This window comes from Bacillus sp. mrc49, assembly GCF_002803435.1.
This window is the reverse complement of the sequence record NZ_PHNG01000689.1, coordinates 40,524-54,182: the sequence shown is the minus strand read 5'-3', so window position 1 is coordinate 54,182 and position 13,659 is coordinate 40,524. Positions and strand designations below refer to the sequence as shown.

The 13,659-nt window shown below is 44.2% G+C and carries 11 protein-coding genes and 1 riboswitch; of the genes, 8 read left to right on the top strand and 3 right to left on the bottom strand.

Annotated elements, in window-relative coordinates:
- Positions 1-81, top strand: a riboswitch (glycine riboswitch).
- Positions 82-207: 126 nt separating this feature from the next.
- The 3 genes from gcvT to gcvPB are packed head-to-tail and all read left to right on the top strand — an operon-like array spanning position 208 to position 4,128.
- Positions 208-1,314, top strand: a complete 1,107-nt coding sequence (gene gcvT / locus CVN76_RS13260; protein ID WP_100531642.1) for a glycine cleavage system aminomethyltransferase GcvT — start codon at positions 208-210, stop codon at positions 1,312-1,314.
- A 17-nt stretch (positions 1,315-1,331) separates the two neighbouring features.
- A complete protein-coding gene (gene gcvPA, locus CVN76_RS13255; protein WP_100531641.1) occupies positions 1,332-2,678 on the top strand; it encodes an aminomethyl-transferring glycine dehydrogenase subunit GcvPA in 1,347 nt (448 codons plus the stop codon).
- On the top strand, positions 2,671-4,128 hold the full coding sequence (gcvPB, locus tag CVN76_RS13250) for an aminomethyl-transferring glycine dehydrogenase subunit GcvPB (protein ID WP_100531640.1): 1,458 nt from the start codon (positions 2,671-2,673) through the stop codon (positions 4,126-4,128). Before gcvPA ends, gcvPB begins: the two co-directional genes overlap by 8 nt.
- A 154-nt stretch (positions 4,129-4,282) precedes the next feature.
- On the opposite strand, the gene CVN76_RS13245 is transcribed toward gcvPB, so the two are convergent.
- Complete coding sequence (locus CVN76_RS13245) at positions 4,283-4,666, bottom strand: rhodanese-like domain-containing protein (RefSeq protein WP_061142009.1); 384 nt, start codon at positions 4,664-4,666, stop codon at positions 4,283-4,285.
- 215 nt (positions 4,667-4,881) lie between these two features.
- Here CVN76_RS13245 and CVN76_RS13240 point away from each other — a divergent pair, with 215 nt between their 5' ends.
- From CVN76_RS13240 to CVN76_RS13225, 4 genes are all read left to right on the top strand, one after another.
- Positions 4,882-5,718, top strand: coding sequence for a lipoate--protein ligase family protein (locus CVN76_RS13240; protein ID WP_100531639.1), 837 nt, complete (start codon positions 4,882-4,884; stop codon positions 5,716-5,718).
- Between the two features lie 388 nt (positions 5,719-6,106).
- A complete protein-coding gene (locus CVN76_RS13235) occupies positions 6,107-8,677 on the top strand; it encodes a vitamin B12-dependent ribonucleotide reductase (RefSeq protein WP_100531638.1) in 2,571 nt (856 codons plus the stop codon).
- Positions 8,678-9,002: 325 nt separating this feature from the next.
- Positions 9,003-10,028 carry a spore photoproduct lyase gene (gene splB / locus CVN76_RS13230; protein ID WP_061142012.1) on the top strand — a complete coding sequence of 342 codons (1,026 nt, stop codon included), beginning with the start codon at positions 9,003-9,005 and terminating at the stop codon, positions 10,026-10,028.
- Positions 10,029-10,111: 83 nt separating this feature from the next.
- Positions 10,112-10,993, top strand: coding sequence for a patatin-like phospholipase family protein (locus tag CVN76_RS13225; protein WP_100531637.1), 882 nt, complete (start codon positions 10,112-10,114; stop codon positions 10,991-10,993).
- Positions 10,994-11,326: 333 nt separating this feature from the next.
- Here the strand turns inward: CVN76_RS13225 and CVN76_RS13215 are convergent, their stop codons facing one another.
- Positions 11,327-11,701 (bottom strand): SA1362 family protein, encoded by a 375-nt coding sequence (locus CVN76_RS13215; RefSeq protein ID WP_100531635.1) that lies wholly within the window; start codon positions 11,699-11,701, stop codon positions 11,327-11,329.
- A 136-nt stretch (positions 11,702-11,837) separates the two neighbouring features.
- A complete protein-coding gene (locus CVN76_RS13210; protein WP_100531634.1) occupies positions 11,838-12,791 on the bottom strand; it encodes a DUF1385 domain-containing protein in 954 nt (317 codons plus the stop codon).
- A gap of 328 nt (positions 12,792-13,119) precedes the next feature.
- Here CVN76_RS13210 and CVN76_RS13205 point away from each other — a divergent pair, with 328 nt between their 5' ends.
- Complete coding sequence (locus CVN76_RS13205) at positions 13,120-13,632, top strand: YqhR family membrane protein (protein ID WP_100531633.1); 513 nt, start codon at positions 13,120-13,122, stop codon at positions 13,630-13,632.
- Positions 13,633-13,659 lie beyond the last annotated feature (27 nt).

Here is a 13,659-nt window from a genome sequence, read left to right as displayed (position 1 = left end):
CTCTGGAGAGCGCCGCCGATTGGACGGCCACCAAAGGGGAAAACCTATCATATAGGTAAACTTTCAGGTTTCAGGACAGAGAAAAAGCTCAAACGGGCTTTCTCTGTCCTTTTTTGTGCTTTTTCATATCAGGAATCACGAATGATTTTGAAGCTATTCGATCATTGAAGCCTATTTAATCCAAAAATACCTAAGGGGGGTCATTTTTTGACCAATTTAAAAAGAACACCACTATTCGAGGTTTATCAGGAAAGCGGAGGCAAAACGATTGATTTTGGCGGCTGGGAACTGCCCGTCCAATTTTCGGGCATCAAGGATGAGCATGAAGCCGTTCGTGCAAAGGCGGGTTTATTCGATGTTTCGCATATGGGAGAGGTTGATGTAAAGGGTCCTGGAAGCCTTCCTTTTTTACAGAAGATGCTGACCAACGATGTATCGAAGCTGCAGCAGGGCGGTGCGCTATATACGGCAATGTGTTATGAAAACGGGGGGACGGTTGATGACCTCATCGTTTATAAAATGGCGGAGGATGACTATTTGCTTGTGGTCAATGCAGCTAATACGGAAAAAGATTTTAACTGGCTGCAAGCAAATTGTCCGGAAGATGTCCAACTTACGAATGTATCAAGTGACTATACACAGCTAGCCCTTCAAGGACCGGCTGCAGAGAAGATATTGCAAAAACTGTCAGGTGTCACGGATCTTAGTGAAATTGGCTTTTTCAAGTTCAAGGAAAACGTCATGATAAATGGGATCGCTACGATCGTTTCCCGTACCGGATATACAGGCGAAGATGGATTTGAGATATATAGCCGCAGTGAAAATGGTCCTTCCCTTTGGAAGGCGATTTTGGAAGCTGGGAAGGAAGAAGGAATTCAGCCGATTGGTTTGGGTGCCCGTGATACCCTGAGATTTGAAGCGAAACTGCCGTTATATGGACAGGAGCTATCAGCGGACATCACCCCGATAGAGGCTGGGATCGGTTTTGCGGTAAAAGTGGATAAGGAAACTGATTTTTTCGGGAAAGCCGTTCTTGCTGAACAAAAGGAAAAAGGGGCTCCTCGCAAGCTTGTTGGAATTGAAATGATTGACCGTGGCATTCCACGTCATGGTTATAAGGTATACAGCGGGGACCAAATCATTGGCGAGGTCACGACAGGCACCCAATCCCCTACATTGAAGAAAAATGTTGGATTGGTGCTTATCGACAAGGAATTTTCGGCGCTGGATGCAACTGTCGAAGTGGAGATTCGCTCCAAACGTTTGAAAGCCACTATCATACAAACACCTTTTTATAAAAAACCACGTAAATAGAGGGGAATGGTCATTAGATGAAACATCGTTATTTACCCATGACAGAACAAGATCAACAGGACATGCTGCAAGTGATAGGGGTACCCACGGTTGAAGAACTTTTCAAAGATATCCCTGAAAGTGTTCGCTTTCAAGGAGAATATGATATCAAACCAGCTAAATCGGAACCGGCCTTAATGAAGGAATTAGCGAGGCTTGCTTCCAGGAACGCGGATCTTAAAAACTATGCTTCTTTCCTAGGAGCGGGTGTATATGACCATTATGCACCGGTCATCGTCGATCATGTTCTTTCCCGTTCGGAATTTTATACCGCGTACACACCTTACCAGCCAGAAATTTCACAAGGAGAGCTTCAAGCCATCTTTGAGTATCAAACCATGGTTTGTGAGTTGACGGGTATGGATGTGGCTAACTCCTCGATGTATGACGGGGGGACGGCACTGGCTGAAGCTGCCATGCTTGCTTCTGGTCAGACACGCCGGAAGAAAATTCTCATTTCAGGAGCGGTACATCCTGAATCAAGAGAAGTGGTCAAGACATATGCGAAGGGACAACGCGTGGAAGTGATCGAAATACCTTATAAAGACGGCGTGACCGATGTGGCCGCTTTAAAGGAAATGGTCACAGAGGACATCGCTGGTGTGATCATCCAATATCCAAACTTTTTTGGCCGCATCGAGCCTTTGAAAGAAATGGAAGAAATCATTCATAATGCCAAGTCCATGTTTATCGTGTCCAGTAATCCTCTTGCATTGGGAGCTTTGGCATCGCCAGGCTCGCTTGGTGCCGATATCGTAACCGGAGATGCACAGCCCTTCGGAATCCCAGCAGCATTTGGCGGACCTCATTGTGGCTATTTTGCCGTCACGAATAAACTGGTGCGAAAAGTGCCTGGCCGGCTCGTCGGTCAAACGGTTGACGAAGATGGCAAAAGAGGCTTCGTGCTGACGCTGCAAGCTCGCGAGCAGCATATACGCCGTGATAAGGCAACCTCCAACATATGCTCCAACCAAGCGTTGAATGCACTAGCGGCTTCCGTTGCGATGACCGCCCTTGGAAAAAAGGGTGTCAAGGAAATGGCTGTGCAAAATATTCAAAAGGCGCATTATGCGAAAAAAGCATTCATGCAAAAAGGAATAGAGATTGTGTTCGATGGTCCATCATTCAATGAATTCGTGATCAAACTTCCTGCTCCATTCTCGGAAGTCAATAAGAACCTATTCGAAAAAGGAATGATCGGCGGCTTCGATTTAGGCTCCGTTTATCCTGAACTGAATGGTCATATGCTTGTCGCCGTAACTGAACTTAGAACGAAAGAAGAAATCGATGCATTTGCGCAGGAATTGGGGGATCAACATGAATAACCAAGATCAATCACTCATTTTTGAAATCAGTACACCCGGACGCATCGGATACAGCCTGCCGGAAATGGATGTGGAAGCTATTCCTCTTGAAGAAATTCTTCCAAACGGGTATATCCGTACAGAAGAAGCGGCGCTTCCCGAAGTGTCGGAGCTGGATATCATGCGTCACTATACAGCCCTCTCCAAGCGTAATCATGGCGTGGATTCAGGGTTTTACCCGCTAGGATCATGCACGATGAAATATAATCCGAAAATCAATGAAAATGTGGCGCGTTATAACGGGTTTGCCCACATCCATCCATATCAAGATCCGTCTACCGTCCAGGGAGCCCTGGAGCTGTTATTTGATTTGCAGGAGCATTTAACGGAAATCACAGGGATGGATCAAGTGACTTTGCAGCCTGCCGCAGGTGCCCACGGTGAATGGACCGGGTTGATGATGATCCGGGCCTTCCACGAGGCCAATGGCGATACAGCACGGACGAAGGTAATCGTCCCGGATTCGGCACATGGTACGAATCCGGCATCTGCCACGGTTGCAGGTCTTGAGACGATTACGGTGAAATCGGATGAAAATGGGCTAGTTGACCTTGAAGATCTAAAGAGAGTGGTAGGAGCGGATACGGCAGCTTTGATGCTGACGAATCCCAATACGCTTGGATTATTCGAGGAGAACATTTTGGAAATGGCACAGCTTGTTCATGATGCCGGCGGGAAGCTCTACTACGATGGCGCCAATCTGAATGCTGTGCTATCCAAGGCTCGCCCTGGTGACATGGGCTTTGATGTGGTCCACTTGAATCTTCATAAAACCTTCACGGGCCCACATGGGGGCGGAGGCCCTGGTTCTGGCCCTGTCGGGGTGAAAGCGGATTTGATTCCCTTCTTGCCGAAGCCGCTTGTGGTCAAAAAGGATGAGCGGTTCACCTTGGATTATGATCGCCCGCAATCGATTGGAAGGGTGAAGCCATATTACGGGAATTTCGGAATAAACGTGAGGGCATATACGTACATTCGCTCCATGGGTCCCGATGGTCTGAAAGCCGTCACCGAAAATGCTGTCATCAATGCAAATTATATGATGCGAAGGCTGGAACCATATTTCGATTTGCCATATAATCGCCATTGCAAGCATGAATTCGTATTGAGCGGTCGCCGGCAAAAGCAATTGGGAGTAAGGACGCTCGACATAGCGAAAAGGCTGTTGGACTTCGGTTACCATCCCCCAACCATATACTTCCCGTTGAATGTGGAGGAAGGAATGATGATCGAACCGACTGAAACGGAGTCGAAGGAAACCCTCGATGCTTTCATTGATGCAATGATCCAGATTGCCAAGGAAGCGGAAGAAACTCCGGAAGTCGTTCAGGAAGCTCCGCACACTACCGTCATAAAGCGGCTTGATGAAACACTAGCTGCGAGAAAGCCAGTTTTGCGCCACCAAGCGTAGCCTTTAAGGCCTGTAAGCACAAGAAGAAATCCCAGCCAGCATGGCGGGGATTTTTTCTTGTTTATGTATCTTGCGAAGCATTCATCCTGTCCATGCGTGCATGTTCATTCGAGTGAACCGCAAAGCGAGGCTGACCCACGCAAAAACTCGGGGCCTATTTTTTTGCTTTGATTTTCCCGGTCCACATTTTGAAACCGCCTTTTAGGTGATAAAGTTCCCTGTACCCTTTTTTGTATAGCATGGCCGCAGCTCTTCCGCTGATGATTTCGCTTTGGGCATACAAGTATACGGGCTTGTCCTGCCTAATCTCCACCAATCGGGTTTTCATTTGCGTCATTGGGATGTTCCGTGCTCCTAAGATATGACCATTATCAAATTCATTCGGTTCCCGCACGTCGATTAGCTGCACTTTTCTGTAGTTGGCGATAAATTCGTCTTGTGTCAATGTTTTAACGATTTTACGCTGGCGGTACCAATTAAAAAGTGAATACACAATAACCGCTCCTAAGATGATGAGCAGTGTATATAATATTTCCAAGCATAAAAACTCCCTTCTACCTTAACGATTACAGACAATCCTTATTATATAATTGCTTTACCCAATAATCAAAAAGAATTTTCAGCAATTTCGGCATCAATCTCAATGGCACTTCCTTTTTTAGAGGGATAAAGTCTGTTAAACTACTACATGTGAGTTTTTTATGGGGATGACGGACTTACCGAGATAAAGTCTATTTGAAATGAGGGGTAAGGATGATGAAAGAAAAATGGGGATTTATAGATTCAGGATATTGTTCACCAGCCTTTAATATGGCGTTGGACGAAGCACTGTTGAACTGGCAAAGCAAGGGGGAGATTCCTCCCATCATACGCTTTTACGGATGGGATCCGGCGACATTGTCGATTGGTTATTTCCAGAAGGCAAAAGCGGAAATCGATATTGAGGAAGTCAAACGGCAAGGTCTTGGATTTGTGCGCAGACCAACCGGGGGACGGGCGGTCCTGCATGAACATGAATTGACATATAGCGTAATCGTGCCGGAATCCTATCCAGGCATGCCGAGCACTGTCACCGAAGCATATCGGGTTATTTCAGAAGGCATATTAATGGGGTTTAGGAACCTGGGCTTGGATGCTTACTTTGCAGTGCCTCGAACCGATCTGGAGAAAGCGGCATTAAAGGCGCCGAAGTCCTCCGTCTGCTTCGATGCCCCAAGCTGGTATGAACTTGTCGTGGAGGGCAGGAAGGTTGCCGGCAGCGCACAAACGAGGCAAAAGGGAGTCATCCTTCAGCACGGTGCAATATTACTTGAACTTGATGATGAAAAACTGTTTAGTGTATTTAAATTTTCCAATGACAGGGTTAAAGAAAGAATGCAAAAAAACCTGAAAAATAAAGCAGTGGCGATAAATGACATTGCTGGTAGGAAAATCGGCATACCGGAAGCGAAAGTTGCTTTCGAAAAAGGGTTTGCAGAAGGATTGTCCATTGATTTAGAGCCATACACGCTCTCTGAAAAGCAAATGCTGGAAGTGAAGGCCATCGCAGAAAGTAAATATGAAAGCGATGAATGGAATTTCATGAGATGAAAAAGGTATGATGGGCTTGGATAATAAAAAAGTTTTTTCAGATTTGTTTGACCAAATAGGCTTTTCCTTGATGGGATAAGACCTTAAAGGAATGGAAAAAAAGCAAGGCTCAAATTAATTGAAATCTGATGAAAAATTATTGTAAATCGACATTTTCCTCCCTTTTGCTAACTATATTAATTGATTCATCGTTTGACAAAATAAAAAGTTAACTAAAAAAACACAATATATAGTGGTTGGAATATTTAATGGTACACTATATGTTGATATTTGAGTTTCGCTATGATAAATTTATAGTACTTGTTTAAGCGAAACGGACATGTAAGGCTACATATAGATTTTTGCGTCAGCAAGGACGGATTTTGAAACAGATAAAGGAGAGGGAATTATGTCGGTTGTAATAAAAGATGCTCTAAAGGTTGATCTAGAAAGGTTGAATAAGGATATTTCTTTATTTCCCCAGGTTCACCCCGTAACCGCTGATATGAAAATGACGCATAAGGGTGTATCCCGTCTAGTCATGCTTGACCGCTATTCTTTTAAGGATACTGAAAAAATCACGCTCTCGGCAGGCGATTTTGTGGTGCTGACAATTAAGGAAGATCCGAAATTCCCGGCAAGGGGTCTCGGCTACATCGTTGAAATAGATTGGGAAACGAAAAAAGCCAAGGTATTGGTGGACGATGAATTCCGCGGCGTATTGGATAATCCGGAAGAAGTGGAGACGGGGATCGTAAACCGCCCGCTGGATATCATTGAAAAGCCGTTAGAAATATTTTATGAGCAAATCGCGAAACGTAATGCAACGGGACTGGCTTCAGTTGAAACAACGGAAGAAAAAAGGACGGAATGGTTCAATAAATTCTATCAAGAATTGAAAAACCTTAATTTCGTACCAGCAGGACGCGTATTATATGGTGCAGGTTCCAATACGGACGTTACGTATTTCAACTGCTACGTAATGCCTTTCGTACCGGATTCGCGTGAAGGCATTTCCGAGCATCGGAAACAGGTGATGGAGATCATGAGCCGCGGAGGCGGAGTAGGAACGAACGGTTCGACACTTCGTCCAAGAAACACACTGGCAAAAGGGGTCAATGGAAAATCCTCTGGTTCGGTTTCATGGCTTGATGATATTGCGAAATTGACACATCTTGTTGAGCAGGGCGGCAGCAGACGCGGTGCACAAATGATCATGCTTGCTGATTGGCACCCCGATATTGCGGAATTCATCATTTCTAAAATGCAAAATCCACGGATCCTTCGTTACCTGGTGGAAAACACGAAAGATGAAGCCATCAAGAAATATGCGACCGATAAGCTGAAGTTCACTGCGCATACCGAACAGGAAATGGCCATGTATCAAGGTATCATCAATTATAAAGAGATTCCTGGCCTAGGCGGGTTTAACGAGAAAATGATTAAAGATGCAGAGGACAAACTCCGTACGGGCGGAACCTACAGCGTTCATAATCCTGATTTTCTTACGGGCGCCAACATTTCGATCTGTTTGACGAAGGAATTCATGGAAGCGGCAGAACGAGACGAAGAGTATGAATTACGCTTCCCTGACGTGGAAAGCTATAATTCCGAAGAAATGGCAGTATATAATGAAGAATGGCATAAAGTCGGCGATGTTCGTGAATGGGAGAAAATGGGTCATAAAGTCCGGGTCTACCGTAAAATCCGCGCTAAAGAACTTTGGAACTTGATTAACATTTGTGCGACATATTCTGCTGAACCCGGCATTTTCTTCATCGATAATGCCAATGAAATGACAAATGCGAAGGCTTATGGTCAACAGGTCGTTGCCACGAATCCATGTGGAGAACAGCCATTGGCCCCATATTCAGTATGTAACCTTGCGGCTGTCAATCTGGCTGAAATGGCTGATAAAGACAATAAAACCGTCGATTTCGAGAAGCTTAAAGTAACGGTGGAAGTCGGTGTGCGCATGCAGGACAATGTCATTGACGCCACTCCTTATTTCTTGGATGAAAACAAAAAACAAGCCCTTGGCGAGAGACGGGTAGGCCTTGGTGTCATGGGTCTGCATGATCTGTTAATTTACTGTGAAACGGAATACGGCTCGGAGGAAGGAAATCTCCTCGTCGACAAGGTATTTGAAACGATTGCGACTACAGCTTACAGGGCTTCCGTGGAACTAGCGAAAGAAAAAGGTAGCTTCCCGTTCCTGATTGGTACTACCGATGAAGAAACAGATGAGCTTAGAGCACGTTTCACTCAAACCGGATTCATGGAAAAGATGCCGGCAGATATCAGGGAAAGTGTTGCTGCGCATGGTATCCGGAACTCTCATTTATTGACAGTGGCGCCTACAGGAAGCACAGGAACGATGGTCGGAGTATCAACGGGGTTAGAACCGTATTTCTCCTTCACTTATTTCCGCAGCGGGCGTCTCGGTAAATTCATTGAAGTGAAGGCCGATATCGTCCAGGAATACCTGGATCGCCATCCGGAAGCTGCCACGGAAGAGCTTCCAAAATGGTTCATTTCCGCGATGGAATTAGCACCTGAAGCTCATGCTGATGTTCAATGCATCATTCAACGCTGGATTGACAGCTCAATCAGTAAAACGGTCAATGCACCAAAGGGATATACGGTCGAGCAAGTCGAAAAAGTATATGAACGTCTATACAAAGGCGGAGCAAAGGGCGGTACCGTGTATGTAGATGGCAGCCGTGACAGTCAGGTCCTTACGCTAAAAGCGGAAGAAAACCAAATGGACGAGCAGCTTGAAATGGACGAATTGACAGATGTGGAAGTAAAGAAAAAAGTCGTATTGGTCGATACGATAAATGAACTGCGTTCGACGAATGTTACGATTGGATCGGAAGTTGGCAACACCTGTCCTGTTTGCCGTAAAGGCGAAGTTCAGGAAATGGGCGGCTGTAACACTTGCACCAATTGCGGCGCACAATTGAAATGCGGACTCTAAGCTAGCTGATAAGCCGTTAAGGTGCTCTTCAACCTTAACGGCTTTTTTTCTCAGCATGTAACCTATCATGTGTTCAATTTTTATTTTTCTAATATGAAGAAGAAGACCGAAGTATGTGATTTGGTCTTCTTTTTGCATTCCATGAACATTGCCTCAGCCCCTGAAGGGATATAGATGGTCATTTTCCTTTCCCTAGGCCACCTTCATTTTAATTTCCAACTAAAAACAATCATGAGGATAACAGAATAAAGAAAAGCTATCTGTATCAATTAAATTGTTTTGTTCAAGGTAAGGACTGAACAGGACTAAAAGAATGGAGAACGATATGAAACCATTTATCCCACAGTTAGTTTACATCGAACCTAAGGCTTTGGAATATCCGCTGGGCAGGGAATTGAAAAAGAAATTCGAGGATATGAATGTTGAAATCCGTGAGACAACCTCACACAACCAAATCAGGGACCTTCCAGGAGAAAATGATTTGCAGAAATATCGTGTAGCCAAATCGACGCTCGTGGTAGGGATCAGAAAAACATTGAAATTCGATACCTCCAAGCCCTCTGCTGAATATGCGATCCCGCTTGCCACTGGATGTATGGGACATTGCCATTATTGTTATTTGCAGACAACACTTGGATCAAAACCTTATATTAGGACTTATGTGAATCTTGATGAAATCTTCGAGGCAGCAGAAAAGTATATCGAAGAGAGAAAGCCTGAAATCACCCGGTTTGAGGCTGCTTGTACATCCGATATCGTCGGCATCGATCATTTGACGCATTCATTAAAACGGGCCATCGAATATTTTGGAAAGAGTGAATATGGGGTTCTCAGATTCGTAACCAAATTCCATCACGTCGATCACCTTTTGGATGCAGAGCATAACGGAAAAACAAGATTTCGGTTCAGCATCAATTCCCGTTATGTGATTAAAAATTTTGAACCCGGAACCTCCACCTTCGAGGAAAGAATGGAGGCAGCTCGCAAAGTGGCAGGCGCGGGATATCCGCTCGGGTTCATCGTTGCCCCGATTTATCGTCATGAAGGGTGGAAGGAAGGCTATCATGAATTATTCGAACGATTAAGTGTGGCGTTGGAAGGCGTGGATATCCCTGACTTGACGTTTGAACTGATCCAGCATCGGTTTACAGGCCCGGCTAAAAAAGTTATCCAAAAAAACTACCCAAAAACGAAATTGGAACTGGATGAATCAAAGCGCAAGTATAAATGGGGGCGATATGGGATCGGGAAATATGTTTATCAAAACGAAGAAGCCGCCGAACTGGAGACGACCATCCGCGGGTATATAGCTGAATTTTTCCCTAAAGCGGAAATTCAGTATTTTACGTGATGAAGGAATTTTCCAGATAAAATTGTCATAATTCGCCCTAACCCCGCTTAAAAATGTAAAGACCGGATTAGGGGAGGGCAGCTATGATTATTGACGGCGTTTTTTCCGGAGGCGGGATTAAAGGCTATGGTTTAGTGGGGGCCCTGCAGGAATTGGAGGATCGGGGATTTGTTTTTCATAGGACAGCCGGTACAAGTGCAGGTTCGATAATAGCTGCTTTCGTGGCTGCTGGATATACCGGAAAAGAAATGGAAAAGCTTTTTTTTGATATAGATTTAAGCAGTCTCCTGGATAAAAGGCGGGGACTTTTGCCCATTCCGCTCGCCAAATGGCTCCTGGTATATTGGAAACTGGGGCTCTATAAAGGTGATGCGATGGAGGCATGGATTGCAGGAAAGCTTTCCGAAAGGGGGGTGGTCACCTTTAAGGATGTTCGGCCGAATTCCCTCCGTATCATTACATCTGATATCACGCATGGAAAATTGGTTGTATTGCCTGATGATTTGCCGAACTATGGATTCGATCCATTTACATTTCCGGTGGCCAAGGCAGTAAGGATGAGCTGCAGCATTCCTTATTTCTTTGAGCCCGTCAAGCTTGACGCAGGGAAGAGCACTTTCCTATTTGTTGATGGAGGTGTGTTGAGTAATTTTCCCATGTGGTTATTCAATTCTGATCAGGTTAGGAAGGAAAGGCCGGTCATAGGCTTGCGCCTAAGTGTCGATGAGATATGGAAACCGCATGAGGTGGACAATGCGGTTGAATTGTTTTCCGCCCTGTTCAAGACGATGAAAGATGCCCATGATGCTCGTTACATTTCCAAAAAGCATGTCCAGAATATTGTTTTTATCCCCATGAAGGGGATTTCCGCCATGGATTTCAATCTGAATGATGAAAAGAAGGTTGAATTGATCAATCGGGGCCGAGAGCGTACGAAAGAATTCCTAAAGCACTGGTCCTATTAATGAAAAATCCGGTTCTTTAAAAAGAAGCCGGGTACTGCAGTCAAACTCGCTGATAATGGAGTTTCGTCTGCAGTTTTTTTTATGTTTCGTACTGTAGGGCCGTTCCAGAATGAAAGAAGTACAGCAGATTCTGAAGGGTGTGGGAAAGATGCATGCCCATTCATTTCACGCGGCCGCAGACCGCAACGGTTTTGGATTGGGAATTGTAAGAAATGACTATGACAGGCAAATCACTGTCGCAGATGCAATGTGGATTTCTTGTTTTCAGGAGGGGAATTCAAAAGGGGTTCGGAATAATTCCGAACCCCTTTGTCTACAAACTCAACCTGGCTCTTAAAAAGAAGCCCGGTTTTTCTTTTTGTTCTTTTTTCCTTCGATGACGGTAAGATGGCTATCCGTTTTCTTTCTCACTTTTATTTTCTTTGAAGATTTTGCTGCAGAAAAGCTAGCCACATTATCTTTTTTCGACGTTCGGCTTTTCAGCCTCTTTTTCGATTGGCGGGCAGCCTTCCGGAATGCCTGCTGCTCTTTTTTCACTGGTTTACCCTTTGTTAATCCGGTATAGATCATATAAATAATCCCTACGACAATGGCTATTATGAGAATGTTCCTGAAAAAGCCAATCGGGTCATTAAATAGTCGGCTCAATAATCCGAGGACTCCGAGGGCGATGATTCCGTATATCATGAAAGATATGAAACGTTTCAACAAAGACACCTCCTTAAGAGCATCATAAGCATTTTTGGCTTATTTTAAACATTCTTCATATAAAATATTTCAAAAAAATGAAGATCATTCCCTTAGGTAGTATATGTTATTTCATGATTTAATTGTGTATAGTTTTTTACACAATAACATCCGAATCTAAACCTTTTTCAGTTTCTTTTTCCATTCTTAACAATTCGTGGAAGGATGCCAATGCGACTTCCACTTGATCATCGGTAGGAGCCTTGGTCGTTAATAACTGAAGCCAAAGTCCAGGGTAACCAAGGTAGCGCAGAATAGGAATATCCTTTAATTTGTTCGTTGCCTGCAATACCTCGAAGGCAATGCCTAGCACGACGGGGATAAGCAAAATGCGATTCACGACACGAACCCATAACGGATCGATTGGTACGAAAAAATAGACAAACATTCCTACAATGACAGTAAATAAAATGAAACTGCTGCCACAGCGATAATGAAGGCGGGAACTTGCCTGCACATTTGCCACAGTCAATTCTTTTCCGCTTTCGAAGCAATTGATCACCTTATGCTCAGCTCCGTGATATTGAAAGACTCGCTTGATCAAGGGCGTCAAGGAGACTACATAAATATATACGAGCAATAAGATCAGCTTGAACAAGCTTTCCACTAACACCTGAGCCGTCTGGCCACTGAAAATGGGTTCTGTCAATTTTGCGAGGAAGACAGGAATCAAAGTGAAAAGCAATTTCCCGAATAGGAAGGAGATGACACCGATCACGGCAACACCTAGCCAAAGACTTAATTTAGAAGGTTCTTTCGTTTCTTTTTTCGTTTCGACCTGTTTTTCCCCGTCTTCTTCTTCATACTGTTCTGTGGAAAAGTTCAGATGTTTCGAGCCGGTAGCACTGGATTGGATCAATGATACGATCCCCCGCAGAAACGGTATTTTTTTCATAAGCTTTACAGCAGGCTTCGATTCACGCGGTAAATGATAATAAGCGATCGTTGAATCCTTGCGGCGGACCGCAGTGACTGTGTGATGTTTGCCGCCGAACATGACGCCTTCCACAACAGCCTGCCCTCCATAAACGGGTTTTTGGATCTCAGACATTTCTACACCAACCTAATAGTTATTCACGTAGCTCTCTCATGGGTGCTAACATGTTTATTATCAAGCATTACAAGGGTTGAGGCGAATTCCTGAGGGGAATTGCGCTTTTAATCCCTGCAACGCTTTATGAATGTTGAATCACGGGAAGAAGCATCCTGTGTACAATATAAACTTCAACAGAGGGTACATATATTCCTTTGTTGAATGTCCATTATTTATGATTTAATCATACAGAATAAATCGAAAAACCTCTAGTGATTCTCCTCCTTAACAATAAAAAAAAATAGTTCTATATAACAAAGGGCATACTACAAGCGGAGGTGTTGGTATGTCTACTAATGAACATGGACAAAAACAACAGGAAAATCAAAGTATGCTACTATATAACGCATTAATCATCGGTTTTGTTGGCGGTGCGGCAGCCAGTCTTGCCGGCATGATTGCGCACTATGTCAATTTCATGGATTTCAGTCCGAGATTCATTCTTACTTCTTGGTCGAATATGAGCTGGATCGATCACTGGTTAGGTGCAGTCATGACCATCATCATTTTTGGAATCCTATCCGTGGTGATTGCATTGATATACTATGGCTTTTTTAAAAGGATGAAGAGCTTTTTTACAGGGATTATTTTTGGAGGGGTTTGCTGGGCTTTGTTGGTCTTCGTTTTAAAGCCGATGTTCTCCGACCTGCCATCCTTTTCGAAAATGTCGACGAATACGATCATAACAAGTGCCTGCATTTTTATTTTATACGGACTTTTTGTAGGATATTCTATATCATACGATCATCAGGAATATATACGCGATAAAAACACCGCCCAGAAGCAGCAGGAAAGCTGAAGGCAACTTAGTTGTAAAAAAGTAGTA